The organism is Bombilactobacillus sp. ESL1197, assembly GCF_058107145.1.
The window spans coordinates 354,152-381,141 of sequence record NZ_JBYLTY010000002.1 but is presented as its reverse complement, the minus strand read 5'-3'; the positions used below and the strand labels follow the sequence as shown (position 1 = coordinate 381,141).

General features: G+C 35.9%; 30 protein-coding genes, 1 pseudogene and 2 riboswitches. Of the genes and pseudogenes, 15 read left to right on the top strand and 16 right to left on the bottom strand.

Annotated elements, in window-relative coordinates:
* The coding region (locus AC3B6B_RS07540; RefSeq protein ID WP_489758051.1) for a hypothetical protein at window positions 1-183 on the bottom strand (183 nt) is incomplete at its 3' end.
* Between the two features lie 53 nt (window positions 184-236).
* Window positions 237-983 (bottom strand): hypothetical protein, encoded by a 747-nt coding sequence (locus AC3B6B_RS07535; protein WP_489757683.1) that lies wholly within the window; start codon window positions 981-983, stop codon window positions 237-239.
* Window positions 984-1,203: 220 nt separating this feature from the next.
* On the opposite strand from AC3B6B_RS07535, the gene AC3B6B_RS07530 reads away from it, so the two are divergent.
* The 3 genes from AC3B6B_RS07530 to AC3B6B_RS07520 all read left to right on the top strand — a co-directional run bounded on the left by AC3B6B_RS07530 (window position 1,204) and on the right by AC3B6B_RS07520 (window position 3,176).
* A complete protein-coding gene (locus AC3B6B_RS07530) occupies window positions 1,204-2,289 on the top strand; it encodes an MFS transporter (RefSeq protein ID WP_489757684.1) in 1,086 nt (361 codons plus the stop codon).
* 270 nt (window positions 2,290-2,559) lie between these two features.
* A complete protein-coding gene (locus AC3B6B_RS07525) occupies window positions 2,560-2,856 on the top strand; it encodes a type II toxin-antitoxin system RelB/DinJ family antitoxin (RefSeq protein ID WP_489758041.1) in 297 nt (98 codons plus the stop codon).
* On the top strand, window positions 2,856-3,176 hold the full coding sequence (locus AC3B6B_RS07520) for a type II toxin-antitoxin system RelE/ParE family toxin (protein WP_489758042.1): 321 nt from the start codon (window positions 2,856-2,858) through the stop codon (window positions 3,174-3,176). Before AC3B6B_RS07525 ends, AC3B6B_RS07520 begins: the two co-directional genes overlap by 1 nt.
* A 330-nt stretch (window positions 3,177-3,506) precedes the next feature.
* On the opposite strand, the gene AC3B6B_RS07515 is transcribed toward AC3B6B_RS07520, so the two are convergent.
* Window positions 3,507-3,959 (bottom strand): VOC family protein, encoded by a 453-nt coding sequence (locus AC3B6B_RS07515; RefSeq protein WP_489758043.1) that lies wholly within the window; start codon window positions 3,957-3,959, stop codon window positions 3,507-3,509.
* A gap of 87 nt (window positions 3,960-4,046) precedes the next feature.
* On the opposite strand from AC3B6B_RS07515, the gene AC3B6B_RS07510 reads away from it, so the two are divergent.
* Together AC3B6B_RS07510 and AC3B6B_RS07505 are read left to right on the top strand one after the other, a co-directional pair.
* The gene (locus AC3B6B_RS07510) at window positions 4,047-4,454 is read left to right on the top strand and encodes a helix-turn-helix transcriptional regulator (RefSeq protein WP_489758044.1); all 408 of its coding nucleotides are present in this window, start codon (window positions 4,047-4,049) and stop codon (window positions 4,452-4,454) included.
* 3 nt (window positions 4,455-4,457) lie between these two features.
* On the top strand, window positions 4,458-4,958 hold the full coding sequence (locus AC3B6B_RS07505) for a WYL domain-containing protein (RefSeq protein ID WP_489758057.1): 501 nt from the start codon (window positions 4,458-4,460) through the stop codon (window positions 4,956-4,958).
* Window positions 4,959-5,187: 229 nt separating this feature from the next.
* On the opposite strand, the gene AC3B6B_RS07500 is transcribed toward AC3B6B_RS07505, so the two are convergent.
* From AC3B6B_RS07500 to AC3B6B_RS07490, 3 genes are all read right to left on the bottom strand, one after another.
* Window positions 5,188-6,294, bottom strand: coding sequence for a hypothetical protein (locus AC3B6B_RS07500; protein WP_489758045.1), 1,107 nt, complete (start codon window positions 6,292-6,294; stop codon window positions 5,188-5,190).
* A gap of 327 nt (window positions 6,295-6,621) precedes the next feature.
* Window positions 6,622-7,770, bottom strand: coding sequence for an MFS transporter (locus AC3B6B_RS07495; RefSeq protein ID WP_489758046.1), 1,149 nt, complete (start codon window positions 7,768-7,770; stop codon window positions 6,622-6,624).
* A gap of 78 nt (window positions 7,771-7,848) precedes the next feature.
* A complete protein-coding gene (locus AC3B6B_RS07490) occupies window positions 7,849-8,133 on the bottom strand; it encodes an ArsR/SmtB family transcription factor (RefSeq protein WP_489758047.1) in 285 nt (94 codons plus the stop codon).
* A gap of 244 nt (window positions 8,134-8,377) precedes the next feature.
* Between AC3B6B_RS07490 and AC3B6B_RS07485 the strand changes: the two genes are divergently transcribed.
* Window positions 8,378-8,545: a hypothetical protein gene (locus AC3B6B_RS07485; RefSeq protein ID WP_489758048.1), complete on the top strand. Its 168-nt coding sequence runs from the start codon at window positions 8,378-8,380 to the stop codon at window positions 8,543-8,545.
* Between the two features lie 223 nt (window positions 8,546-8,768).
* On the opposite strand, the gene AC3B6B_RS07480 is transcribed toward AC3B6B_RS07485, so the two are convergent.
* Both AC3B6B_RS07480 and cytX (AC3B6B_RS07475) read right to left on the bottom strand, forming a co-directional pair.
* Window positions 8,769-9,497 (bottom strand): hypothetical protein, encoded by a 729-nt coding sequence (locus AC3B6B_RS07480; RefSeq protein ID WP_489758049.1) that lies wholly within the window; start codon window positions 9,495-9,497, stop codon window positions 8,769-8,771.
* Between the two features lie 286 nt (window positions 9,498-9,783).
* Entirely contained in the window at window positions 9,784-10,965 is a 1,182-nt protein-coding gene (cytX, locus tag AC3B6B_RS07475) for a putative hydroxymethylpyrimidine transporter CytX (RefSeq protein WP_489758050.1), read from the bottom strand.
* 87 nt (window positions 10,966-11,052) lie between these two features.
* Window positions 11,053-11,153: riboswitch (TPP riboswitch) on the bottom strand.
* A gap of 1,376 nt (window positions 11,154-12,529) precedes the next feature.
* Window positions 12,530-12,630: riboswitch (TPP riboswitch) on the top strand.
* An 87-nt stretch (window positions 12,631-12,717) separates the two neighbouring features.
* On the opposite strand from cytX (AC3B6B_RS07475), the gene cytX (AC3B6B_RS07470) reads away from it, so the two are divergent.
* Both cytX (AC3B6B_RS07470) and AC3B6B_RS07465 read left to right on the top strand, forming a co-directional pair.
* Window positions 12,718-13,899 carry a putative hydroxymethylpyrimidine transporter CytX gene (gene cytX / locus AC3B6B_RS07470; protein ID WP_489758050.1) on the top strand — a complete coding sequence of 394 codons (1,182 nt, stop codon included), beginning with the start codon at window positions 12,718-12,720 and terminating at the stop codon, window positions 13,897-13,899.
* 286 nt (window positions 13,900-14,185) lie between these two features.
* A complete protein-coding gene (locus tag AC3B6B_RS07465) occupies window positions 14,186-14,914 on the top strand; it encodes a hypothetical protein (RefSeq protein WP_489758049.1) in 729 nt (242 codons plus the stop codon).
* A gap of 223 nt (window positions 14,915-15,137) precedes the next feature.
* Here AC3B6B_RS07465 and AC3B6B_RS07460 read toward each other — a convergent pair whose 3' ends face one another.
* On the bottom strand, window positions 15,138-15,305 hold the full coding sequence (locus AC3B6B_RS07460) for a hypothetical protein (protein WP_489758048.1): 168 nt from the start codon (window positions 15,303-15,305) through the stop codon (window positions 15,138-15,140).
* 244 nt (window positions 15,306-15,549) lie between these two features.
* Here AC3B6B_RS07460 and AC3B6B_RS07455 point away from each other — a divergent pair, with 244 nt between their 5' ends.
* From AC3B6B_RS07455 to AC3B6B_RS07445, 3 genes are all read left to right on the top strand, one after another.
* Entirely contained in the window at window positions 15,550-15,834 is a 285-nt protein-coding gene (locus AC3B6B_RS07455; RefSeq protein WP_489758047.1) for an ArsR/SmtB family transcription factor, read from the top strand.
* Between the two features lie 78 nt (window positions 15,835-15,912).
* A complete protein-coding gene (locus AC3B6B_RS07450; RefSeq protein WP_489758046.1) occupies window positions 15,913-17,061 on the top strand; it encodes an MFS transporter in 1,149 nt (382 codons plus the stop codon).
* A gap of 327 nt (window positions 17,062-17,388) precedes the next feature.
* The gene (locus tag AC3B6B_RS07445; protein WP_489758045.1) at window positions 17,389-18,495 is read left to right on the top strand and encodes a hypothetical protein; all 1,107 of its coding nucleotides are present in this window, start codon (window positions 17,389-17,391) and stop codon (window positions 18,493-18,495) included.
* 229 nt (window positions 18,496-18,724) lie between these two features.
* On the opposite strand, the gene AC3B6B_RS07440 is transcribed toward AC3B6B_RS07445, so the two are convergent.
* Together AC3B6B_RS07440 and AC3B6B_RS07435 are read right to left on the bottom strand one after the other, a co-directional pair.
* Window positions 18,725-19,219 (bottom strand): WYL domain-containing protein, encoded by a 495-nt coding sequence (locus tag AC3B6B_RS07440; RefSeq protein ID WP_489758056.1) that lies wholly within the window; start codon window positions 19,217-19,219, stop codon window positions 18,725-18,727.
* Between the two features lie 9 nt (window positions 19,220-19,228).
* On the bottom strand, window positions 19,229-19,636 hold the full coding sequence (locus tag AC3B6B_RS07435; RefSeq protein ID WP_489758044.1) for a helix-turn-helix transcriptional regulator: 408 nt from the start codon (window positions 19,634-19,636) through the stop codon (window positions 19,229-19,231).
* An 87-nt stretch (window positions 19,637-19,723) separates the two neighbouring features.
* On the opposite strand from AC3B6B_RS07435, the gene AC3B6B_RS07430 reads away from it, so the two are divergent.
* Window positions 19,724-20,176, top strand: a complete 453-nt coding sequence (locus tag AC3B6B_RS07430) for a VOC family protein (RefSeq protein WP_489758043.1) — start codon at window positions 19,724-19,726, stop codon at window positions 20,174-20,176.
* Window positions 20,177-20,506: 330 nt separating this feature from the next.
* Here the strand turns inward: AC3B6B_RS07430 and AC3B6B_RS07425 are convergent, their stop codons facing one another.
* The 3 genes from AC3B6B_RS07425 to AC3B6B_RS07415 form a co-directional block, all read right to left on the bottom strand.
* Window positions 20,507-20,827 (bottom strand): type II toxin-antitoxin system RelE/ParE family toxin, encoded by a 321-nt coding sequence (locus AC3B6B_RS07425; protein ID WP_489758042.1) that lies wholly within the window; start codon window positions 20,825-20,827, stop codon window positions 20,507-20,509.
* On the bottom strand, window positions 20,827-21,123 hold the full coding sequence (locus AC3B6B_RS07420; RefSeq protein WP_489758041.1) for a type II toxin-antitoxin system RelB/DinJ family antitoxin: 297 nt from the start codon (window positions 21,121-21,123) through the stop codon (window positions 20,827-20,829). Before AC3B6B_RS07420 ends, AC3B6B_RS07425 begins: the two co-directional genes overlap by 1 nt.
* Before the next feature lie 270 nt (window positions 21,124-21,393).
* On the bottom strand, window positions 21,394-22,479 hold the full coding sequence (locus AC3B6B_RS07415) for an MFS transporter (protein ID WP_489757684.1): 1,086 nt from the start codon (window positions 22,477-22,479) through the stop codon (window positions 21,394-21,396).
* 220 nt (window positions 22,480-22,699) lie between these two features.
* Between AC3B6B_RS07415 and AC3B6B_RS07410 the strand changes: the two genes are divergently transcribed.
* Together AC3B6B_RS07410 and AC3B6B_RS07405 are read left to right on the top strand one after the other, a co-directional pair.
* The gene (locus tag AC3B6B_RS07410; RefSeq protein WP_489757683.1) at window positions 22,700-23,446 is read left to right on the top strand and encodes a hypothetical protein; all 747 of its coding nucleotides are present in this window, start codon (window positions 22,700-22,702) and stop codon (window positions 23,444-23,446) included.
* A 53-nt stretch (window positions 23,447-23,499) separates the two neighbouring features.
* Window positions 23,500-24,216 (top strand): hypothetical protein, encoded by a 717-nt coding sequence (locus AC3B6B_RS07405; protein ID WP_489757682.1) that lies wholly within the window; start codon window positions 23,500-23,502, stop codon window positions 24,214-24,216.
* 985 nt (window positions 24,217-25,201) lie between these two features.
* On the opposite strand, the gene AC3B6B_RS07400 is transcribed toward AC3B6B_RS07405, so the two are convergent.
* Window positions 25,202-25,747, bottom strand: a complete 546-nt coding sequence (locus tag AC3B6B_RS07400) for a TetR/AcrR family transcriptional regulator (RefSeq protein ID WP_489757681.1) — start codon at window positions 25,745-25,747, stop codon at window positions 25,202-25,204.
* A 131-nt stretch (window positions 25,748-25,878) separates the two neighbouring features.
* Between AC3B6B_RS07400 and AC3B6B_RS07395 the strand changes: the two genes are divergently transcribed.
* Window positions 25,879-26,727 carry a hypothetical protein gene (locus AC3B6B_RS07395; RefSeq protein WP_489757680.1) on the top strand — a complete coding sequence of 283 codons (849 nt, stop codon included), beginning with the start codon at window positions 25,879-25,881 and terminating at the stop codon, window positions 26,725-26,727.
* 113 nt (window positions 26,728-26,840) lie between these two features.
* Here the strand turns inward: AC3B6B_RS07395 and AC3B6B_RS07390 are convergent.
* Window positions 26,841-26,909 (bottom strand): annotated as a pseudogene (locus tag AC3B6B_RS07390) (IS3 family transposase); the annotation flags it as partial.
* Between the last annotated feature and the right edge of the window lie 81 nt (window positions 26,910-26,990).

The following is a 26,990-nucleotide window of genomic DNA, read 5'->3' as shown; positions in this document are numbered from 1 at the left end:
GAGCCTCGTGCCAATGGGTTGACTTAACTGTGGATCTTGGTAAGTCATGTTCATCCGCCCATGTGAATAATAAATATCATGACTGGGAACGACAGCGGCTTGAGTCGATAATATTGGTAAACTAGCTACAGTAATTATTGTTGCCAATAATTGACTACTGAAAGATATTAGAGTTGGTTTCATAATAATTGCACCCTTTCGTTAGCAATTTTCCCAAATATATAATTTGAATTAAATTAGTTGATATGAGCGGCATTTAAATTAGCCCACTGCTGGTTGTTACCTAATTTGAGATAATTTTGTCCGTTGATGTTTTTAACACCATAAACTTTGTAAAAGTCGTCAGTTTGGATTTTAGTCGTTGGCGTTCCAAACTGGTTAAACAATTGGGCTCCTTGTTCAAAGGCATAGATCGAACGCACGGCAAGGACGTTGCTCGATGTAGCCACCCATTGATGAGCTCCTAAATCAACCCGCGTAATGGGATCGCCACTTGAACTATTGCTGGCATACTGACTTACTTTCCAATCAGCAATCTGAGGATTTAAATAACCAGTGATGTGCCATAGTTGTGGCGAGTCGTAGATGGGAACTTGTTGATAGTTAGAATAGGCTTCTATTAAGTTATTGGGCTTTTTGTTTTTGACGACGCCACCTAAAAAGACATCACTACTTTTAACCCATTGATTAAACCCTAGGTCAAAGGAATTAAAGGGAATGTACGTTGTACCATCTGTAGGACGATTACTTTGACTAACAGCAGTGACTGCCCAATCATTGATGGTGGTGGCTAAAGTTGTACCGGTTGGTTGGGAACAGGCAGCATCACTATAGATTGGTACCGCTTCCTTTCCAGAGCTAACTTGTAAATTTGCGGCTGATGTGACATAGGCTTGGGCATTAACCGAATGACTAATTATCAATAAACAACCAAATACGGTCATAATTAAACTGCCAATCAACGTTAATTTTGCTTGCATCATTTACCCCTCTTTCTGACATATTAAGTGTAGCACGAAAAGGTTATCAGAAGTTTCGAAAACACCAGTTGGAATTGATTTTAAAATTTAGGTTTGCGCTCAGTGACATTGCGTTCATGAAGTTTAATCCAGGATCATTTTCATTCAATAGTTGATTAGGTTCTATTAAAGTTATATTGACTATCTTTAAATTGGATTAATATGTAGATAGTAGGTGACACCAATGAAGAAACATCAAAATCATGGTCTGCTGAATTATTCCATCTCTTATTCGGCGATGGCAGTGGCGGGCTCATTTTCCTTTTTAATCAGTAACAATTTGGCCAACTGGGGGTTAAAAAAGATTGTCAAAGTTTTTTTGCCAATCTATGCTGTGGGCATGTTGTTGAGAGTGATTCCTAATAACGCTTTTATAGCATTGATTTCGGGGATTATTGCCGGTCTCGGAGCTAGTATTACGTTACTGGTAATTCGCTCTTGGATTTATTTTGAGTCAGACCAAGATGAAGCAGCTAAAGAAGCACTGGTCTCATCGCGGTATACAATTATGCAAATTGCTACTTTGATGGCCACTATTGTTGCTGGTTGGTTGATTTCTGTAGTGCATGCTGCAAATTATATGTACTGGTTTTTGATTGTTATAGCGGCCTTATTGATGGGCAGTCTGTCAGTGACTAATAGCATTCCTGACGGTAGAGTTCAAAAAAAGCCGCATAGTCTGTTGGTGGCGTTACCAACGAATCGGTTAGCGGGGGTACTATTATTTTTGTTGGTGTTCTTATTGGGATTAACTAACGCCTTGATTGATCCTATTTTACCAGCGATTTTACGGAAGACTGGTCTCAAAATTAGTGCCGTAACTGTTTGGACGACGATATTTAGTATTTTAACAGTTTTAACATCGCTTTTTTATCAACGGCGACATTTGCGGATGTCTGCAGGATGGGCCTTTCTTATCAACGAAGTCATTGTTGGTTGTAGTATGTTGGTAGCATTTTTAAAATTTGACAAGGGCATTTATATTTCGTTAATTGCTTATACAATTATGGCAATTGGTATCGCCGGCTTTTTTATCTTTAAAGAGTTGATGGAATACGATATGTTTCCCAAAACTGAAAGCTTTCTGTATTTAGGCATAGCTCAGTCGGGCTTTTTGGTAGGTGATGCCTTAGGTTCACCAGTCGGAACGTTGCTGTTTCAACAAACAGGCACTAAACTGTTGCTGTTAATTTACGGAGTGTTGACAATAGTTTGTGGAATAGGTTATAGCTTGTTATATGTTTATTTACGAAAATCAAACAATAATTAGCAATTGTTGGAGTAGTTATTAAAATTCAGAATAACTCAGCATTACTTCTTTCTTTAATGTTTTATTTTATTCGACTCCAAAAAGGAAGAATTACTTTTTCAAGGTTATGTACAAAACGGTCCCATGGTAATCAATAACTTTAACGTCAATAAAATCGTTTTGGTTTCTAATTGAAAAACGAAGCCTGTACTGTTCATTATAATTGTTATTTATGTTTTTGTATTCTTAAGTATGTTATAATGAATACAAATATACAAAGGAGGATTTATAATGACAACAACTCCAACTACTATTCGGATAGATGACCAGTTAAAAAAAGCTGTAGAACCACGTCTAGAAACTGCTGGATTAACATTAAATGGTTACATTAACATGGCAATTAAACAGTTCGTTATTCAAAATAAAATTCCATTTGAAATTATAGTTCCTGACGAAATACCCAATGATACAACTCATAAGGCTTTGATTGAAGCACAAGCTAAGGAAATGGGTTTAATACCGGATAACTCTCCTGAATTTGAGGAGACGAGTCAGATTATGGATTTTTTGAATAGTGATAGCCAATAATGAATAACGTTAATTACAAGATTAAGATTGAACCGCAGTTTCAAAAGGATTATCAAAAATTTAAAAAACACCATCCAGAATTAATTTCAGAATTTAGGATTGCATTAAGTGAGTTACAGCTTCATGGCCGTGTTCCTGATTCTTACAGTCCACATAAACTGGATAATAGGGGTGGTTTATATAATGATACTTTAGACTTTCACTTATCAGAAGGCAAAGTAGACGTTGTAATCGTTTATCTGCCGCATAATACTAATCCAGTAATTAGGTTAATTCGAATAGGAACGCATAAAGAACTTTTTCAAGGAAAAATAAAATAATGGAAATAAAAAAACGATCAGCGATCGTTTTTTTATATTGCTAGAACTTACCATATTAATATTTTTTCACGAATTAACGGTAACATAAGGAAAGGAAAAAAATTTTTCAATTAAGCCAATTTTGAAATTTGAGAATGTAAGTATGTATTTTTAGAGTGTAACATAGCCATGCTTTTTATTTCAACTAATTTTTAACTAAGAACCATGCGTGGACATTGGTGTACTTTATTTTAACGATTTTGCAGCATAGTCAGTTTCAAAAAGACCGCTCTATTCTATAAGGTAGACGGTCTTCTCAGTTTTATAAATAATAATATTGTGTTTGATTAATTAGAAATCATTGTGAATTGAAGTTGTCAGTTGCCAGACAATATTGAAGGGATCCTTCACGATCCCATAAGCGGGGCTGAAGACGTTATTGGTCAGCGGTGTGATGATGTCAACCTGGTCACTGGTTGTCACTAATCCCTGGTAAAGGGTCGTAATCTGGTCTTTATCCGTTGATTGTAGGCAAATACTCTGATTATTGCCAATCACAAATTGTTCATTATCAACAGGTGTGTCATTCAACATTAATTCGCCACCGGTAGGAAATACCAATACGCAGTGACTGACTTGATTTTCAATTTCAGGCGTCAGCTTCAGGGGAGCACCCATTTGTTGGACCTCAAGTAGTGTCTTTTTAAAAACGACTTCGGCTCCTAGTGCTTTTTCGTAAAAGGCGATTGCCTTATTTGCTTGTCCGTTTAACGATAGAAAAGGAATTAGTTCTGTTTTTGTCATGTTTACAACCTCCAATTGCTTAATTGATTTAACAAACGTAGTATAGCAAGTAAAATATGACACAGTTATGTCAGGATTGGAGAAAGAATGAAAATAAGTCGCTTAATTAGCCTAGTCTTCCTACTGCTGCGACAAAAAATAGTCCCAGCAACCCAATTGGCAACGTTATTTGAAGTCAGTGTCCGTACCATTTATCGAGATTTGGATACGTTAAATGAGGCTGGTATTCCAATTTTTACCAAACAGGGGCGTTATGGTGGCGTTGGCATCATGTCAGATTATAAGGTGGACAAAAAGTTGCTGACTCAAACGGATCTTGATAATCTGCTCATTGCACTATCTGGGACAACTACGCTACTAGCAACCCCAGAACTGCGAGAAACTTTGAATCGGATTAAGGGATTATCTACTGTATCTGAAGGACTGATGCCAGTGGTCATTGAATATCAAGGCTGGCCAGGAACGGTCGTCCTGCGGAGACGAGCAACCGCATGATTAATTGCGATTCGGCAACATCATATCGTGAAGTTTACCTATACGAACCGAAGTGGTCAAATGAGCCAGCGGACATTGGAACCATACCGCATCGTTTTCAAAGTCCAGCGCTGGTATCTTCAAGGTTTCGACATGACTCGGCAGGCATTTCGAACTTTTACTCTTGCAAAACTCTCCATGATCGAGTACTCAGCAGAAACATTTGAACCGCGATCTATTAATGCTGAGAAGCTTGTCTTATATAGCGGGGTGAAACCGCAACGGGAAACAATAGTTTGGTTAGCTGTTGCGGAACGTTTTCGGGACGTGTTTGTGGAACGGTTTGGTCCGGAGGTAATCAACGAAACGGATGGGCAGACCTTTCATGCAACTATAGGCCTGCCGAATAATGAAGAAAGTTTCCGTTTTTTGTTAGGTCTGGGACAGGGAGTTATGATTTTGAATCAGTCGCAATTTAAAACCGATTTTCGAGCGTACGTACTTGCGCTTGCTAATCAATTGTAGAGTTTTATCAAGTAATTGGTAGGCAATGTCTTTAACTCGCCAGTAGGAATGCTGTTGTTTCAACGATTGGAAACGAAACTATTGATGTTCATTTGATTTGATTAGTACTTTGAATAAAAAAAGCATTGTCTACTGTTCAATGTGGATCATAAGAACAAGATAACAATGCGTAGATGAGCTCCAGTTAAAAAGCCGTATAATTTAGAGAAGTATGTTGTTCATCAGAGGATTATTTTTTAGGATGCCCCATATATTGCAGTTCATCAAATGGTCCATTAGCAATTGAGATTTGATCAATGACTTGCCCATCCTTTTCAAAAGTAAAAGTTGCGCGGCCAGTAAAACGAGCTTCCGCACCATCACAAACTGATGAAGCCTGCTTTTGTGCCAATGCTCCTGGTAAGGCATTAAACCATTTTTGTACTTCGATTTGTTGATCATTGTGGACATTTAAAGTAAAGCTTTTGTTTGCTTCATGATAGGAATAAGTGAATGCATCAATCACGTTCCGTTGGATACTTGCATCGTAATGTTGTTGATTAACAGTATATTGCAAATGCTCATTATTTTGAGTGTCTGGCCCGCCAGCTAATAGTTCACCATTTTTATATACCATAAAAAGTGGGTATTCAGGATAGCCGTATTCTTTTTCAAAAGTGATGTTAATAGCCATCACAGTGTACTCGTTGAAATTCCAGTAATACCAATTCCAGTTATTTAAGATTTCCCCCAAGGGCTTATTCATCCAACCCCGATCGACGTAGCCGGTTCCATCAGTATCCAGGTTTAATTCTTTACTGTGAATTGTTACATGAGCTGTGGGGGTTGGTGGTACTACAAAAAAGCCAAAATAATTTTCTTGTTCTTGTCCGAAAAGAAAGTGTCCTGTTTCAGGATGCCAGACTGGTGCTTGTGGTGTAACCTCTAAGTCAATCACAAGATCATCAACTTCAGCGTGGGCATGAAATTGTTGCAGTTGAGTACTTTGGTAGTAATTTTGAGCAACGGCCACCCCAGAGTTATTTTTTAAAATGGAAAAGTCTGCAGGATCGAATTCAAGGTGTTTCATAATATTTTTACCGTTAGAAAAATTAATCATCACATCTAAAGTGGGTTTCAGACCTAACTCACCTTGAAAAAAGGGGGCCGTTGTAATGCCAATCACAACACTAGCTTCGGTGGTATCAACTTTAGTAAAAAACCATTCAAATGATTCTTTTAAGCCGTCGAAATGAACGTGCTCTTCCCACGGATTAATTTTATTTTTTTCTTGTCCTAATAAACGGTATTCTGCAGTACTTTTGGCTAAGTGTAATGGTGTTTTTTCTTGAGTCATTGTTATTATATCCTTTCACGTGATTTAATTGGTGGATTGTAGGTTGCTAGTTCAAATAGTATACTATAATGACCATTACAAGCGTTATCAAAGGTAATCAAAAGGCACAAATGCTTTAAAATGTGTCTTTTGATTATATAAAGACCAATTAAGAAATTTATGTAAAAAGAAAATGTTCGGTATAGATACGAACATTACTTTTCAGCGGTTTGTATTTATAAGCTGAGGTGCTGCTACCATTCCGGTTACGGATAGTAATGAAGACCGCGTAATTATAAGCACTTCTTGAGTAGTAAAAATAAATAGTGCTGATGTTCAGGTCTTCACTCAACGTTCTGTTCTTAAGTTTAAGGCCCAACGGATGGTTAAGGCTATGATGATCATCATAGCGGCAAATAAACCAATACCGAGATAGTTTTTAAAGGTTTTGAATAAGAGGCCCCCGATTATACCAGCGCAGGTTTCGCCTAAATACATAGCAGAATTGGATAATGAAGAAATAGTGCTGCCAGCATTGGGCACCGTCGTTTGAAACATGGTCATGAATAAGGGCAAGATTAGTCCGTTTAACAAATAAATTAAGATTAAAATAATTTCTGCGAACCAAAAGTTTGCGGCAGTAATGGTTAGTAAATCTACAATGATTAAAAGTAACGCAATACTCATGAACGATTTTTTCAGACCAAAATGTTGAACGATTTTATCGCTGATGAGAGAGCCAATTAAATTACCCAGGCCAGCGACCAAGAGTGCTGTACCAATTGTTGATAAAGAGAGCTGAAAGTCCGCCTGAAACCAAGTTGAGACAAAGGTCATGACCGTAAACGCGCCTGTTTGGAAAATTAAGTAAACGATTAATTGGCTTAGAGCTTGGTGATTAGTTAAAATTTGTTGATAGATTTGAATAAAGGAGAGATGTTGGCGGGACTTAATTTCTAATTCGGGTAAGGTGAAAAATAACAATAGTAATAACAAGAAAGCTGCTCCTGAGATAACATAGAATGGAGTGTGCCAAGAACTAGCGGCTAAATAACTGCCAATGGGAATCCCAATGACTTGCGCAACAGAGATCCCTGCCGTGGCGTAACCCATGACTTTGACTACTTGTTTTCGCGGAATCACTACGGGAATAGAGGCCCAGACTTGTGGTGTCACAAAAGAAGCACTGACGCCAGCCAAAAAGCGAAAGATTAGCATTAAAGGAAAACTGTTGGCAAACGCACAGAGTAAAGTTGCGAGGGCAAAACTTAATAAGCCCCATAACATGACTTTTTTGCGATCATGGCCGTCAGAAATAGGGCCGGAAATTAAAGCAAAGACTGCATAACCAATGGCATAGGCACTCACTAACCAACCGGAAATTGCAGTTGGAATATGATAAATGTGGCTCAAAGTAGGTAATAATGGCGAAATTAAAAATGTATCCGTACCAATTAAAAACATTGTTAAAAAGAATAAACTAGCATATTTTTTCATCTATTGAAGACTTCCGTTTCATTTAATCAAGTTGTAATTCGCTATTTCTAAATATATCGAAATTAGCTCTAAAATTTTTTAGTGGTCTGTCAAAGTTGTTAAAAATCCGGGCAAGTACTGCGCAAAGGTGGCTTCGTTGATGCTAATCAAACGTGTTTGTGCATCTTTACGGGTCTTGGTTAAACCGGCCTCCCGCATAGCTCGTAAATGATATGAAACGGTGGAATCACTTAAGTTTAAATGCGCTGCAATTTCACCACAGGTCATTTCACGGTGACTGTTAGACAGGATTCGAATAATTTTTAAGCGTCCTTCGTCGGCTAAAGCTTTAAGAATTTTTACTCTAATTTCGTCAGAATTCATTTTTTACTCCTTGTTTGTATTTTTGGAAATATCGAATTAACGATTTGTATTAAAACATTATCAAGCTGAAATGTCAAATTTTAAATTGAAACTGATGGCATAGATTAACGAGTAATTGAATTGGGAAAAAATCACCTCGCTGCTCAGTTGAAATGTGCTAATATTGGCTTTGGAACATGATTAAACTGCCACCAAAGAATTTGTTACTATAGAGCTGAGGTAGTTCACGGAAGGAAAGTAAAAAATGTTCAAGAAAATTTATGATTATGTCAAAGGAAACTATGAAGCTGGCAATTATGATGATGTGCAATTGGCATATATGGCTTGGCAGCAACAAAAAGCCCACAAGAATAATGCATCAATGACAGATTTTGCCATGGGCGAACAGCAGGCTCAAAACGATTATCAGTAGCATGGATCTTTTAAAGTTTATCCTCAATTAGCAGTTGATGTCTTAAACAAACTCTTTGATCATCGTGCGGATGAAATTGCGGAGTTTATTAAAGGTTATAATTCGTACAAATTAAAAATGAAGTAGTTTTAAAAGCTAAAAAAACAGTCTTACATACATATCAATATACTAACTTGATAATTCAAAGCGATATATTGATATATAAAGACTGTTTTTTACATAATTAGTTAGTGTGAGCTTCACTTAAGTTGGCCCATTGTTTGTTGGTTCCTAATTTGACATAATTTTGTCCGTTGATGTTTTTAATACCATAAACTTTGTAAAAGTCGTCAGCTTGGATTTTAGTCGTTGGTGTTCCAAACTGGTTAAACAGTTGAGTCCCCTTTTCAAAAATATATAGCGAACGCACGGCCACTACGTCATTAGTGGCATCCACCCATTGGTTAGCTCCTAAGTCCACCCGCGTAATGGGATTTCCGGTGGCACTGTTACTAGCATACTTACTGATTTTCCAATCAGCAATGTTGGAATTCAAATAACCAGTAATGTGCCAAAGTTGTGGTGAATCATAAATTGGCACCCGTTGGTAATTAGAATAGGCCTCTAATAAGTTATTTGGCTTTTGATTTTTAACGACACCACCTAAAAAGACATCGCTACTTTTGACCCAGGCCTTGGCCCCTAGTTTATAAGATAAGCGCTGAGCATTGGCTGCTGGACTAGCTTGGCCAATGGCGAAGACTTGCCAATTGTTGATTTTAGTTGATAAAGTGGCCCCGGTTGGTTGCGTGCAATCAGCATCACTGTATAAGGGTACTGCAGTATTGCCGGAACTAACTTGTAAATTAGTAGCTGATGTCACGTAGTTTTTTGCTTGAACTGGTTGTACAGCTAACATTAAACAGCCGATTAGGGCAAGTAAGAAGCTGCTACTGGATAACTTTAGTTTCATTTTTAATTTTCATCCTTGTCAAATTAAATTTTATGTTGAAATCTTAACTTGGTTCTTTCAGTGTGTGATCTGGCTTTTAATGATATCAACTCCTTTAGCTTTGTTCATAAAGATTAATTTAAATATAGCATAAATCAGTACTAGTAATTGCAAATAATGGCTATTATTTAATTAATTTTTAATAAAATTTAACAGATAGTGCAATAACTAATCAAAAATTGAGGTTAAATTTGATAGAAATCTTACTTTTGAAAAATGCTACTACTAATTAATGTAACAGCATTAATTATTTAAAATCATACTTTTTACTGAAAGTCGCCGTGATGAGCAGTGCGCTGGTGATGATCACCAGTAATAATAAGGTAGTGCCACCAATGAAGTCTAATTTTTGCAGCAAGTAATATGCTACAACGCCCACTAACCACCACCAGAAATTCCAGAAAAAGTTGAGCCTTTGTTTAATTAAGAAGACACTGACAAATAAAATGGCAAATAATGGCGTAAAAATAGCACCGATAAAGTTTAAAAAGTTTTGGTAATACTTTAAAGAAACATTGAGTGCAATTAATAAGCCCAAGATCGTAATACCAACAGCCCAATAATTGACATGGTTTAAATGCCAGATATTATCTAAACTAGTTGCTGCGGAGTAAGCATCCATAAAGGTTGTGGTAACGGTCGCGAAGATGATAATTAATAAAGCGATGATGCCCAAATTGGTTTGTGCTAGGGTTTGGTTAAAATTAGTTTGTCCAGATTTTAAAACGGCTAATAATCCTAGGACAAACATGGCACAGCTACCGAGAAAGTAACCCAGGACGCTCACTAAACTTTCCTTCACTGGCTGCTGTCCTTGATAGGTATAATCACCAATCAATGGTAGCCAAGATAAGACCATCGTCACGTTGAGTTCTACCGCACTGCCAAAACTGATCGGAGTGAGTTTTAGCTGCTGTGCATGAGGGAAAGAATGTGTCAGCAAAATTCCTGCTACTAAAAGCATCCCGATAGCTAAGAGAATAACTACTAAATTATTGATTCGAAAGAGCCATTGATGGTTCAATAATAGCCAAATAATAATTAATCCCGCTACAATTACTGCCATGACCACGGTATTATGATAATTAAATAACTTCTGTGCCAGACTATTTAAAGCCAATTGCGCATTGACTATCATCACTGCCGTCCAACCGAGTAACTGTAACGCATTCAAACCAGAGAAAATTTCAACTCCAGCCTTACCAAAGATACTTTGTGTGACGGCAATGGCTGGTTGTTGTTTAATTGCTGAAAGATAAGCTGCGGGTAATAAAAATAAAAAACAGCCAATCAAGTGCCCGATAATAATGGCACTAATACCCTTCCCCCATCCTAGGGGAGCCATTAAGGTTCCAGTAACAATTTCAGCAATTGAGATTGCTGTTCCCAGCCACAATAAAAATAAACTACTCAACTTTGTTTGTTGCATTTTGCACACACTTTCCGAATAAATACTTGGTTGTGGCAATAAAAAAGTATTCTTTTACGATTCAGCAACAATTTCGCAAAAAGAATACTTTCAATTGATCACAATTCCTACGTTTGTCTTAACAAAACAGGTTCGAAGGGTCTGATTTTCATCATTCTCAGCACAGATAGGCTCCCCTTTGCGATAATTATATGTTTACAGATGCTAGTTTATAACGTTTACATAAAAAGTACAACATTTAATTGATATGTATTTGGGCATGAAACCAATGTTGGAAAAAGAATAGATATCCGCAACTTGCTTATCCTGTGTGAAAATTAAGCAAGAAGCTTCTGCTATGTATTTTTTAACAAAGAACGTTACTTTAAATGTTAATAATTGGTTCACTGACTTTATTTGAATATTTAAATGGTGATAAAACTATATTTTTTAAATTATTATGCCTTATTATTTAATAATAGTATTTTTTGACCATATAGATCTACGTTTAAAAGAGCTTATATATATATATATATATATATTTGGAATCTAATTTCTACAGTAAGTAAAATACATTATAGTAATAAATACTAATTAACTAAACAAAATAATTTGTTATCAAAGCCTTATATATTTAAGATATATTATTATTTTTAATGATTAAAGAATTATTTCGATTTATAATAAAATAATCCATTTGATTAACTAATTGGTTTTAATAATTATAATTTGAAATGAAAATAATTTGTATTAATAAATAGTACTGATGTTTAATGATTAACATATTTAATACTTTCTTTAAAAATAAAAGGTAAACTTATAAGCATCTAAATAATTATTTATTTAGAGCCTTTTTTAACTTTGATAAGTATCAAACAATTTCAAAATTTAAATAACAACTAAAAATATGTTACGTGAAATTTAGATTATTAAACACTTAATCAGTTTTTTTACTGAACGTTGAACACGGTTATATATTTGGATGTATTTTTCACTTAATGTTAATGCAATAAAAATACTTTAGATAAATTTGAAAAATACTAAAGTTCAGTTTCTATAAAAAATTAGGCAAATGTATTTTGGGTATCAAAATGATACCCAAAGGTACAAGTCCTATGAGCAATAATTCTTTAATCATTAAAAATAATAATATATCTTAAATATATAAGGCTTTGATAACAAATTATTTTGTTTAGTTAATTAGTATTTATTACTATAATGTATTTTACTTACTGTAGAAATTAGATTCCAAATATATATATATATATATATATAAGCTCTTTTAAACGTAGATCTATATGGTCAAAAAATACTATTATTAAATAATAAGGCATAATAATTTAAAAAATATAGTTTTATCACCATTTAAATATTCAAATAAAGTCAGTGAACCAATTATTAACATTTAAAGTAACGTTCTTTGTTAAAAAATACATAGCAGAAGCTTCTTGCTTAATTTTCACACAGGATAAGCAAGTTGCGGATATCTATTCTTTTTCCAACATTGGTTTCATGCCCAAATACATATCAATTAAATGTTGTACTTTTTATGTAAACGTTATAAACTAGCATCTGTAAACATATAATTATCGCAAAGGGGAGCCTATCTGTGCTGAGAATGATGAAAATCAGACCCTTCGAACCTGTTTTGTTAAGACAAACGTAGGAATTGTGATCAATTGAAAGTATTCTTTTTGCGAAATTGTTGCTGAATCGTAAAAGAATACTTTTTTATTGCCACAACCAAGTATTTATTCGGAAAGTGTGTGCAAAATGCAACAAACAAAGTTGAGTAGTTTATTTTTATTGTGGCTGGGAACAGCAATCTCAATTGCTGAAATTGTTACTGGAACCTTAATGGCTCCCCTAGGATGGGGGAAGGGTATTAGTGCCATTATTATCGGGCACTTGATTGGCTGTTTTTTATTTTTATTACCCGCAGCTTATCTTTCAGCAATTAAACAACAACCAGCCATTGCCGTCACACAAAGTATCTTTGGTAAGGCTGGAGTTGAAATTTTCTCTGGTTTGAATGCGTTACAGTTACTCGGTTGGACGGCAGTGATGATAGTCAATGCGCAATTGGCTTTAAATAGTCTGGCACAGAAGTTATTTAATTATCATAATACCGTGGTCATGGCAGTAATTGTAGCGGGATTAATTATTATTTGGCTATTATTGAACCATCAATGGCTCTTTCGAATCAATAATTTAGTAGTTATTCTCTTAGCTATCGGGATGCTTTTAGTAGCAGGAATTTTGCTGACACATTCTTTCCCTCATGCACAGCAGCTAAAACTCACTCCGATCAGTTTTGGCAGTGCGGTAGAACTCAACGTGACGATGGTCTTATCTTGGCTACCATTGATTGGTGATTATACCTATCAAGGACAGCAGCCAGTGAAGGAAAGTTTAGTGAGCGTCCTGGGTTACTTTCTCGGTAGCTGTGCCATGTTTGTCCTAGGATTATTAGCCGTTTTAAAATCTGGACAAACTAATTTTAACCAAACCCTAGCACAAACCAATTTGGGCATCATCGCTTTATTAATTATCATCTTCGCGACCGTTACCACAACCTTTATGGATGCTTACTCCGCAGCAACTAGTTTAGATAATATCTGGCATTTAAACCATGTCAATTATTGGGCTGTTGGTATTACGATCTTGGGCTTATTAATTGCACTCAATGTTTCTTTAAAGTATTACCAAAACTTTTTAAACTTTATCGGTGCTATTTTTACGCCATTATTTGCCATTTTATTTGTCAGTGTCTTCTTAATTAAACAAAGGCTCAACTTTTTCTGGAATTTCTGGTGGTGGTTAGTGGGCGTTGTAGCATATTACTTGCTGCAAAAATTAGACTTCATTGGTGGCACTACCTTATTATTACTGGTGATCATCACCAGCGCACTGCTCATCACGGCGACTTTCAGTAAAAAGTATGATTTTAAATAATTAATGCTGTTACATTAATTAGTAGTAGCATTTTTCAAAAGTAAGATTTCTATCAAATTTAACCTCAATTTTTGATTAGTTATTGCACTATCTGTTAAATTTTATTAAAAATTAATTAAATAATAGCCATTATTTGCAATTACTAGTACTGATTTATGCTATATTTAAATTAATCTTTATGAACAAAGCTAAAGGAGTTGATATCATTAAAAGCCAGATCACACACTGAAAGAACCAAGTTAAGATTTCAACATAAAATTTAATTTGACAAGGATGAAAATTAAAAATGAAACTAAAGTTATCCAGTAGCAGCTTCTTACTTGCCCTAATCGGCTGTTTAATGTTAGCTGTACAACCAGTTCAAGCAAAAAACTACGTGACATCAGCTACTAATTTACAAGTTAGTTCCGGCAATACTGCAGTACCCTTATACAGTGATGCTGATTGCACGCAACCAACCGGGGCCACTTTATCAACTAAAATCAACAATTGGCAAGTCTTCGCCATTGGCCAAGCTAGTCCAGCAGCCAATGCTCAGCGCTTATCTTATAAACTAGGGGCCAAGGCCTGGGTCAAAAGTAGCGATGTCTTTTTAGGTGGTGTCGTTAAAAATCAAAAGCCAAATAACTTATTAGAGGCCTATTCTAATTACCAACGGGTGCCAATTTATGATTCACCACAACTTTGGCACATTACTGGTTATTTGAATTCCAACATTGCTGATTGGAAAATCAGTAAGTATGCTAGTAACAGTGCCACCGGAAATCCCATTACGCGGGTGGACTTAGGAGCTAACCAATGGGTGGATGCCACTAATGACGTAGTGGCCGTGCGTTCGCTATATATTTTTGAAAAGGGGACTCAACTGTTTAACCAGTTTGGAACACCAACGACTAAAATCCAAGCTGACGACTTTTACAAAGTTTATGGTATTAAAAACATCAACGGACAAAATTATGTCAAATTAGGAACCAACAAACAATGGGCCAACTTAAGTGAAGCTCACACTAACTAATTATGTAAAAAACAGTCTTTATATATCAATATATCGCTTTGAATTATCAAGTTAGTATATTGATATGTATGTAAGACTGTTTTTTTAGCTTTTAAAACTACTTCATTTTTAATTTGTACGAATTATAACCTTTAATAAACTCCGCAATTTCATCCGCACGATGATCAAAGAGTTTGTTTAAGACATCAACTGCTAATTGAGGATAAACTTTAAAAGATCCATGCTACTGATAATCGTTTTGAGCCTGCTGTTCGCCCATGGCAAAATCTGTCATTGATGCATTATTCTTGTGGGCTTTTTGTTGCTGCCAAGCCATATATGCCAATTGCACATCATCATAATTGCCAGCTTCATAGTTTCCTTTGACATAATCATAAATTTTCTTGAACATTTTTTACTTTCCTTCCGTGAACTACCTCAGCTCTATAGTAACAAATTCTTTGGTGGCAGTTTAATCATGTTCCAAAGCCAATATTAGCACATTTCAACTGAGCAGCGAGGTGATTTTTTCCCAATTCAATTACTCGTTAATCTATGCCATCAGTTTCAATTTAAAATTTGACATTTCAGCTTGATAATGTTTTAATACAAATCGTTAATTCGATATTTCCAAAAATACAAACAAGGAGTAAAAAATGAATTCTGACGAAATTAGAGTAAAAATTCTTAAAGCTTTAGCCGACGAAGGACGCTTAAAAATTATTCGAATCCTGTCTAACAGTCACCGTGAAATGACCTGTGGTGAAATTGCAGCGCATTTAAACTTAAGTGATTCCACCGTTTCATATCATTTACGAGCTATGCGGGAGGCCGGTTTAACCAAGACCCGTAAAGATGCACAAACACGTTTGATTAGCATCAACGAAGCCACCTTTGCGCAGTACTTGCCCGGATTTTTAACAACTTTGACAGACCACTAAAAAATTTTAGAGCTAATTTCGATATATTTAGAAATAGCGAATTACAACTTGATTAAATGAAACGGAAGTCTTCAATAGATGAAAAAATATGCTAGTTTATTCTTTTTAACAATGTTTTTAATTGGTACGGATACATTTTTAATTTCGCCATTATTACCTACTTTGAGCCACATTTATCATATTCCAACTGCAATTTCCGGTTGGTTAGTGAGTGCCTATGCCATTGGTTATGCAGTCTTTGCTTTAATTTCCGGCCCTATTTCTGACGGCCATGATCGCAAAAAAGTCATGTTATGGGGCTTATTAAGTTTTGCCCTCGCAACTTTACTCTGTGCGTTTGCCAACAGTTTTCCTTTAATGCTAATCTTTCGCTTTTTGGCTGGCGTCAGTGCTTCTTTTGTGACACCACAAGTCTGGGCCTCTATTCCCGTAGTGATTCCGCGAAAACAAGTAGTCAAAGTCATGGGTTACGCCACGGCAGGGATCTCTGTTGCGCAAGTCATTGGGATTCCCATTGGCAGTTATTTAGCCGCTAGTTCTTGGCACACTCCATTCTATGTTATCTCAGGAGCAGCTTTCTTGTTATTACTATTGTTATTTTTCACCTTACCCGAATTAGAAATTAAGTCCCGCCAACATCTCTCCTTTATTCAAATCTATCAACAAATTTTAACTAATCACCAAGCTCTAAGCCAATTAATCGTTTACTTAATTTTCCAAACAGGCGCGTTTACGGTCATGACCTTTGTCTCAACTTGGTTTCAGGCGGACTTTCAGCTCTCTTTATCAACAATTGGTACAGCACTCTTGGTCGCTGGCCTGGGTAATTTAATTGGCTCTCTCATCAGCGATAAAATCGTTCAACATTTTGGTCTGAAAAAATCGTTCATGAGTATTGCGTTACTTTTAATCATTGTAGATTTACTAACCATTACTGCCGCAAACTTTTGGTTCGCAGAAATTATTTTAATCTTAATTTATTTGTTAAACGGACTAATCTTGCCCTTATTCATGACCATGTTTCAAACGACGGTGCCCAATGCTGGCAGCACTATTTCTTCATTATCCAATTCTGCTATGTATTTAGGCGAAACCTGCGCTGGTATAATCGGGGGCCTCTTATTCAAAACCTTTAAAAACTATCTCGGTATTGGTTTATTTGCCGCTATGATGATCATCATAGCCTTAACCATCCGTTGGGCCTTAAACTTAAGAACAGAACGTTGAGTGAAGACCTGAACATCAGCACTATTTATTTTTACTACTCAAGAAGTGCTTATAATTACGCGGTCTTCATTACTATCCGTAACCGGAATGGTAGCAGCACCTCAGCTTATAAATACAAACCGCTGAAAAGTAATGTTCGTATCTATACCGAACATTTTCTTTTTACATAAATTTCTTAATTGGTCTTTATATAATCAAAAGACACATTTTAAAGCATTTGTGCCTTTTGATTACCTTTGATAACGCTTGTAATGGTCATTATAGTATACTATTTGAACTAGCAACCTACAATCCACCAATTAAATCACGTGAAAGGATATAATAACAATGACTCAAGAAAAAACACCATTACACTTAGCCAAAAGTACTGCAGAATACCGTTTATTAGGACAAGAAAAAAATAAAATTAATCCGTGGGAAGAGCACGTTCATTTCGACGGCTTAAAAGAATCATTTGAATGGTTTTTTACTAAAGTTGATACCACCGAAGCTAGTGTTGTGATTGGCATTACAACGGCCCCCTTTTTTCAAGGTGAGTTAGGTCTGAAACCCACTTTAGATGTGATGATTAATTTTTCTAACGGTAAAAATATTATGAAACACCTTGAATTCGATCCTGCAGACTTTTCCATTTTAAAAAATAACTCTGGGGTGGCCGTTGCTCAAAATTACTACCAAAGTACTCAACTGCAACAATTTCATGCCCACGCTGAAGTTGATGATCTTGTGATTGACTTAGAGGTTACACCACAAGCACCAGTCTGGCATCCTGAAACAGGACACTTTCTTTTCGGACAAGAACAAGAAAATTATTTTGGCTTTTTTGTAGTACCACCAACCCCCACAGCTCATGTAACAATTCACAGTAAAGAATTAAACCTGGATACTGATGGAACCGGCTACGTCGATCGGGGTTGGATGAATAAGCCCTTGGGGGAAATCTTAAATAACTGGAATTGGTATTACTGGAATTTCAACGAGTACACTGTGATGGCTATTAACATCACTTTTGAAAAAGAATACGGCTATCCTGAATACCCACTTTTTATGGTATATAAAAATGGTGAACTATTAGCTGGCGGGCCAGACACTCAAAATAATGAGCATTTGCAATATACTGTTAATCAACAACATTACGATGCAAGTATCCAACGGAACGTGATTGATGCATTCACTTATTCCTATCATGAAGCAAACAAAAGCTTTACTTTAAATGTCCACAATGATCAACAAATCGAAGTACAAAAATGGTTTAATGCCTTACCAGGAGCATTGGCACAAAAGCAGGCTTCATCAGTTTGTGATGGTGCGGAAGCTCGTTTTACTGGCCGCGCAACTTTTACTTTTGAAAAGGATGGGCAAGTCATTGATCAAATCTCAATTGCTAATGGACCATTTGATGAACTGCAATATATGGGGCATCCTAAAAAATAATCCTCTGATGAACAACATACTTCTCTAAATTATACGGCTTTTTAACTGGAGCTCATCTACGCATTGTTATCTTGTTCTTATGATCCACATTGAACAGTAGACAATGCTTTTTTTATTCAAAGTACTAATCAAATCAAATGAACATCAATAGTTTCGTTTCCAATCGTTGAAACAACAGCATTCCTACTGGCGAGTTAAAGACATTGCCTACCAATTACTTGATAAAACTCTACAATTGATTAGCAAGCGCAAGTACGTACGCTCGAAAATCGGTTTTAAATTGCGACTGATTCAAAATCATAACTCCCTGTCCCAGACCTAACAAAAAACGGAAACTTTCTTCATTATTCGGCAGGCCTATAGTTGCATGAAAGGTCTGCCCATCCGTTTCGTTGATTACCTCCGGACCAAACCGTTCCACAAACACGTCCCGAAAACGTTCCGCAACAGCTAACCAAACTATTGTTTCCCGTTGCGGTTTCACCCCGCTATATAAGACAAGCTTCTCAGCATTAATAGATCGCGGTTCAAATGTTTCTGCTGAGTACTCGATCATGGAGAGTTTTGCAAGAGTAAAAGTTCGAAATGCCTGCCGAGTCATGTCGAAACCTTGAAGATACCAGCGCTGGACTTTGAAAACGATGCGGTATGGTTCCAATGTCCGCTGGCTCATTTGACCACTTCGGTTCGTATAGGTAAACTTCACGATATGATGTTGCCGAATCGCAATTAATCATGCGGTTGCTCGTCTCCGCAGGACGACCGTTCCTGGCCAGCCTTGATATTCAATGACCACTGGCATCAGTCCTTCAGATACAGTAGATAATCCCTTAATCCGATTCAAAGTTTCTCGCAGTTCTGGGGTTGCTAGTAGCGTAGTTGTCCCAGATAGTGCAATGAGCAGATTATCAAGATCCGTTTGAGTCAGCAACTTTTTGTCCACCTTATAATCTGACATGATGCCAACGCCACCATAACGCCCCTGTTTGGTAAAAATTGGAATACCAGCCTCATTTAACGTATCCAAATCTCGATAAATGGTACGGACACTGACTTCAAATAACGTTGCCAATTGGGTTGCTGGGACTATTTTTTGTCGCAGCAGTAGGAAGACTAGGCTAATTAAGCGACTTATTTTCATTCTTTCTCCAATCCTGACATAACTGTGTCATATTTTACTTGCTATACTACGTTTGTTAAATCAATTAAGCAATTGGAGGTTGTAAACATGACAAAAACAGAACTAATTCCTTTTCTATCGTTAAACGGACAAGCAAATAAGGCAATCGCCTTTTACGAAAAAGCACTAGGAGCCGAAGTCGTTTTTAAAAAGACACTACTTGAGGTCCAACAAATGGGTGCTCCCCTGAAGCTGACGCCTGAAATTGAAAATCAAGTCAGTCACTGCGTATTGGTATTTCCTACCGGTGGCGAATTAATGTTGAATGACACACCTGTTGATAATGAACAATTTGTGATTGGCAATAATCAGAGTATTTGCCTACAATCAACGGATAAAGACCAGATTACGACCCTTTACCAGGGATTAGTGACAACCAGTGACCAGGTTGACATCATCACACCGCTGACCAATAACGTCTTCAGCCCCGCTTATGGGATCGTGAAGGATCCCTTCAATATTGTCTGGCAACTGACAACTTCAATTCACAATGATTTCTAATTAATCAAACACAATATTATTATTTATAAAACTGAGAAGACCGTCTACCTTATAGAATAGAGCGGTCTTTTTGAAACTGACTATGCTGCAAAATCGTTAAAATAAAGTACACCAATGTCCACGCATGGTTCTTAGTTAAAAATTAGTTGAAATAAAAAGCATGGCTATGTTACACTCTAAAAATACATACTTACATTCTCAAATTTCAAAATTGGCTTAATTGAAAAATTTTTTTCCTTTCCTTATGTTACCGTTAATTCGTGAAAAAATATTAATATGGTAAGTTCTAGCAATATAAAAAAACGATCGCTGATCGTTTTTTTATTTCCATTATTTTATTTTTCCTTGAAAAAGTTCTTTATGCGTTCCTATTCGAATTAACCTAATTACTGGATTAGTATTATGCGGCAGATAAACGATTACAACGTCTACTTTGCCTTCTGATAAGTGAAAGTCTAAAGTATCATTATATAAACCACCCCTATTATCCAGTTTATGTGGACTGTAAGAATCAGGAACACGGCCATGAAGCTGTAACTCACTTAATGCAATCCTAAATTCTGAAATTAATTCTGGATGGTGTTTTTTAAATTTTTGATAATCCTTTTGAAACTGCGGTTCAATCTTAATCTTGTAATTAACGTTATTCATTATTGGCTATCACTATTCAAAAAATCCATAATCTGACTCGTCTCCTCAAATTCAGGAGAGTTATCCGGTATTAAACCCATTTCCTTAGCTTGTGCTTCAATCAAAGCCTTATGAGTTGTATCATTGGGTATTTCGTCAGGAACTATAATTTCAAATGGAATTTTATTTTGAATAACGAACTGTTTAATTGCCATGTTAATGTAACCATTTAATGTTAATCCAGCAGTTTCTAGACGTGGTTCTACAGCTTTTTTTAACTGGTCATCTATCCGAATAGTAGTTGGAGTTGTTGTCATTATAAATCCTCCTTTGTATATTTGTATTCATTATAACATACTTAAGAATACAAAAACATAAATAACAATTATAATGAACAGTACAGGCTTCGTTTTTCAATTAGAAACCAAAACGATTTTATTGACGTTAAAGTTATTGATTACCATGGGACCGTTTTGTACATAACCTTGAAAAAGTAATTCTTCCTTTTTGGAGTCGAATAAAATAAAACATTAAAGAAAGAAGTAATGCTGAGTTATTCTGAATTTTAATAACTACTCCAACAATTGCTAATTATTGTTTGATTTTCGTAAATAAACATATAACAAGCTATAACCTATTCCACAAACTATTGTCAACACTCCGTAAATTAACAGCAACAGTTTAGTGCCTGTTTGTTGAAACAGCAACGTTCCGACTGGTGAACCTAAGGCATCACCTACCAAAAAGCCCGACTGAGCTATGCCTAAATACAGAAAGCTTTCAGTTTTGGGAAACATATCGTATTCCATCAACTCTTTAAAGATAAAAAAGCCGGCGATACCAATTGCCATAATTGTATAAGCAATTAACGAAATATAAATGCCCTTGTCAAATTTTAAAAATGCTACCAACATACTACAACCAACAATGACTTCGTTGATAAGAAAGGCCCATCCTGCAGACATCCGCAAATGTCGCCGTTGATAAAAAAGCGATGTTAAAACTGTTAAAATACTAAATATCGTCGTCCAAACAGTTACGGCACTAATTTTGAGACCAGTCTTCCGTAAAATCGCTGGTAAAATAGGATCAATCAAGGCGTTAGTTAATCCCAATAAGAACACCAACAAAAATAATAGTACCCCCGCTAACCGATTCGTTGGTAACGCCACCAACAGACTATGCGGCTTTTTTTGAACTCTACCGTCAGGAATGCTATTAGTCACTGACAGACTGCCCATCAATAAGGCCGCTATAACAATCAAAAACCAGTACATATAATTTGCAGCATGCACTACAGAAATCAACCAACCAGCAACAATAGTGGCCATCAAAGTAGCAATTTGCATAATTGTATACCGCGATGAGACCAGTGCTTCTTTAGCTGCTTCATCTTGGTCTGACTCAAAATAAATCCAAGAGCGAATTACCAGTAACGTAATACTAGCTCCGAGACCGGCAATAATCCCCGAAATCAATGCTATAAAAGCGTTATTAGGAATCACTCTCAACAACATGCCCACAGCATAGATTGGCAAAAAAACTTTGACAATCTTTTTTAACCCCCAGTTGGCCAAATTGTTACTGATTAAAAAGGAAAATGAGCCCGCCACTGCCATCGCCGAATAAGAGATGGAATAATTCAGCAGACCATGATTTTGATGTTTCTTCATTGGTGTCACCTACTATCTACATATTAATCCAATTTAAAGATAGTCAATATAACTTTAATAGAACCTAATCAACTATTGAATGAAAATGATCCTGGATTAAACTTCATGAACGCAATGTCACTGAGCGCAAACCTAAATTTTAAAATCAATTCCAACTGGTGTTTTCGAAACTTCTGATAACCTTTTCGTGCTACACTTAATATGTCAGAAAGAGGGGTAAATGATGCAAGCAAAATTAACGTTGATTGGCAGTTTAATTATGACCGTATTTGGTTGTTTATTGATAATTAGTCATTCGGTTAATGCCCAAGCCTATGTCACATCAGCCGCAAATTTACAAGTTAGCTCTGGAAAGGAAGCGGTACCAATCTATAGTGATGCTGCCTGTTCCCAACCAACCGGTACAACTTTAGCCACCACCATCAATGATTGGGCAGTCACTGCTGTTAGTCAAAGTAATCGTCCTACAGATGGTACAACGTACATTCCCTTTAATTCCTTTGACCTAGGGTTTAATCAATGGGTTAAAAGTAGTGATGTCTTTTTAGGTGGCGTCGTCAAAAACAAAAAGCCCAATAACTTAATAGAAGCCTATTCTAACTATCAACAAGTTCCCATCTACGACTCGCCACAACTATGGCACATCACTGGTTATTTAAATCCTCAGATTGCTGATTGGAAAGTAAGTCAGTATGCCAGCAATAGTTCAAGTGGCGATCCCATTACGCGGGTTGATTTAGGAGCTCATCAATGGGTGGCTACATCGAGCAACGTCCTTGCCGTGCGTTCGATCTATGCCTTTGAACAAGGAGCCCAATTGTTTAACCAGTTTGGAACGCCAACGACTAAAATCCAAACTGACGACTTTTACAAAGTTTATGGTGTTAAAAACATCAACGGACAAAATTATCTCAAATTAGGTAACAACCAGCAGTGGGCTAATTTAAATGCCGCTCATATCAACTAATTTAATTCAAATTATATATTTGGGAAAATTGCTAACGAAAGGGTGCAATTATTATGAAACCAACTCTAATATCTTTCAGTAGTCAATTATTGGCAACAATAATTACTGTAGCTAGTTTACCAATATTATCGACTCAAGCCGCTGTCGTTCCCAGTCATGATATTTATTATTCACATGGGCGGATGAACATGACTTACCAAGATCCACAGTTAAGTCAACCCATTGGCACGAGGCTCGTTCCCCAAATTAGTGCCTGGCAAACTTATGAAAAAGAAGTCGATAATACTGGAAAAACAACGGCTTATGATTTAGGTGGTCATCAATGGGTGAGCGCACAATTTAATGCTGTCAGCCATGAAGTTAAACCCGGATCATACATCTATCAAGAAGCTTTTTCGGCTGGCCAACCTATTCCCGTGTACAAAGATCCCCAACTGACCCAACCCATAGGAAAGTTAAGTAATAAAGTAGCCGATTGGCAAATCAATCGCGTCGACTTTGCCAATCAATCTGAATATGTTTATGCCGTTGATTTAGGCAATAATCAGTGGGCAGCAGCAGACGCTTTATATCTTTTACCCAAAGCCGTGACTGTCCATGCTAACAACACTTTAGTCAACCAAAACGGTCAACCCACTGGCCAGATCACTAACCTCAACGTGCCCTATGCAACTTATGGCGTTAAATCCATTAACCAACAAACCTATATCCGACTTGGTAGTAATCACCAGTGGTTATTAGCCAGTCAAAGCGATCCCGCACTTAATTAGTACTATAACTTCAAAGTAAATGACGCTAATAGTAACTATACAAATGAAAATAGTATTGCCATCTATGTCAAAAGTTTTAAAGCAAGGACAATTAGATAGTCATACTATTTTTTAACGATAAAAACTACATAAAAATTCATGAACGACAGAGCATACTAAATACGTTCTAAAAGAGCTTCTAATATTCAAAGAGCAAGCTATTTTCCAGTAAAAGATGATTACCAATACTATTACCTCAAAATCTCCCAAAATTCCTGAACCCGACAGAAAATTGCTAAAAATAAAAGCAGTTCCTTTTTAGGGCAAAATAAAGATTGACCAAAATGGACTTCATTGAAACATTTTATTCCTTATGTTATGTTATTATCACGTTGTTATTGAAAAGATATTAAGCACTATTAAAAAAGACGCTCAAAAACTTTTACGAGAAGTTTAAGAACGCCTTTTTTATTTCCAAGTGTTATTTAGACTTTTTTGAAAACAGCTATTAAAAACCTGATATAACAGCTGAAATAATTTGTGAAAAGATATTTGTTAATATGGAGAGTTCACCTCCTCAATGTTGCAAGGTGCAATCTATATTATATAGCACAAAACTGATTCCACATTGACCCAAGTCAGTTGTTAAACGAAAAACCGCCAATTTAATGATAAAACAACATTAGAGAAAAGCTTAATCGGACTCAATCAACCATATCTACAATTTTCATATTATCGTACGCTGTTAAATTAACATAGACCGTAGGATATTCACCCTTTCCATTTTTATAAAAAGCACGAACATGTTACGATCTTTAACGCAACAAACAGATGTAAAGTTGTCATATCACGCTTTTAATGCAAAAAAATGTGCAAAAATCTTGTTAAACAACCCAGGGCTCCTTACAAGCCTTTTTAATACTATTTATCTTAAACTTTAAATGGTGTTAAAACTGACGCAATACTTTAACATTTGAAAATTTAGCCCATTCAAAAAAACATATCTTTATTTGTGAATCATCTGGTTAATTAAGTGAATACCCTCACTTAATTCTGAACGCTTAGGTGCGCGCTTTTTATTTAAAATGAAATCGATATTGCTGATAGCTAAATTAACCATCAAATAAATTGTAAAATCAGATACTTTTTGTTGAAATACTTGCTTGTAGCTAGCACTAAATAGTTGTTTTAATTGCACATCAAAACTCATTTTTCCCAGAGGAATATTGCGCAATAATTGAATAGTTTGCCTTTGAGCCAATAAGTAAGTAACTAATTCCATGGAAATAAAGTAGTAACTATCAAAATTAGGTTGTAAATATCGTTGCTTTTGATTAGCTGTTAAAACAGCTTTTAAATAATCTAATTGTTCCGTAATCATCGTTTCGGCAAGGTTATAAATACTATCATAATGTGCGTAAAACGTTGTCCGATCAATCATAGCAGCTGCAGCCAAATGTGTAACCGTAATATCTTGAAAATCTGTAGTAGCTATTTGTTGTAAAAACTTTTCTTTAATCAATGTTTCGGTTCTTAAAAAACGTAAATCCATAGTTGCCCTCCTATTTTATTAAACAAGTGTTGTATTATTATACATATAATAATACATTGGCGTGTTATTAAAACAAAAAATTTAATAGAATAAGCATATAAACCATAGAACAAGTAAGAAGGAGTAAAAAAATGGCTGACTATACAATCAAATTCTCTATTGACGGTAAAAATATTACCGAAGAAGAAATCCTAGAAATGGAATTAAGTCGTTATCATCATGTTTTTGAAGTGTTCCATAATAAAAATATCGACATCACGTTAAATGACACGGTAATTCCCTATTCGGATCTATTTAAATTATCACTGGCTGATGCCAAAACAGCCCTAGCACAAACTAGAGAAAATATTGGCAAAGAAAAAACGCTGGTGCTCTTTAAGCCTGAAATCGCCCGCAGTGATGCAATGTGGAAAGAAATTGCCGATAATTCAAGAGCTGGAGTTAATTTACAAGAAGCTTATGTTGATGTGGAAACACATGGAATTTCGTTAGTACAATTCATGTTATTTAATCAAGGTATGATAAAAAAGAATAGTTTGTACTTGTCTTCTACCATCCATCCGGAACATTACTATTTCGATGTTGATAAAGCTGGTAATCAAACTATTATGGAAACTTTTGGTATGTATAAAGACCCTTCATACCTTGTCGTGAAATCTGGTAAAATTGATCCTAATTTATCAGTTCAACCAAAGGAAAACGCTGATTTAGTAATGGCAGGTAATACTTTTTTGAAAAATTCAGATGTTGACACAAAAATGTTAGGTATGCATCAAATGTCCATTACTGATGACGGTATGAAAGTAAAATTAGGCGTCTTACTCCCAGAAAATGCTCCTAAAGAAATAGCTGAAGGACATAAATGGCACTTATTGGTCGAATTCAATAATGGACTCCACTTGGCTGCCCAACAAAAACCTTCATTAACTCAAAAGAAACTGGCAGAAACAGCGCTACGCCAAATGAAAAATAAAGATTAATTATTCACAAAATAGCCCCCTAATGTGATTGATATGATCCAAAAAAGTAAGACAGTTTTTAAATTTTAACTTAGGACTAATTTCCGATATTCTATCGGTGTTAGTCCTTTTAATTAGATCTTGATTCTCTGATGATTATAGCAATGAATATATTCCTTGATTGCTATCTCTAAGTCATCTAAGCTTTCAAATTATTTCTCAAAGCAATAATACATTTCTCGCTTGAGAATACCAAAGCCCCCTCCATTAAGCCATCGTCGAGC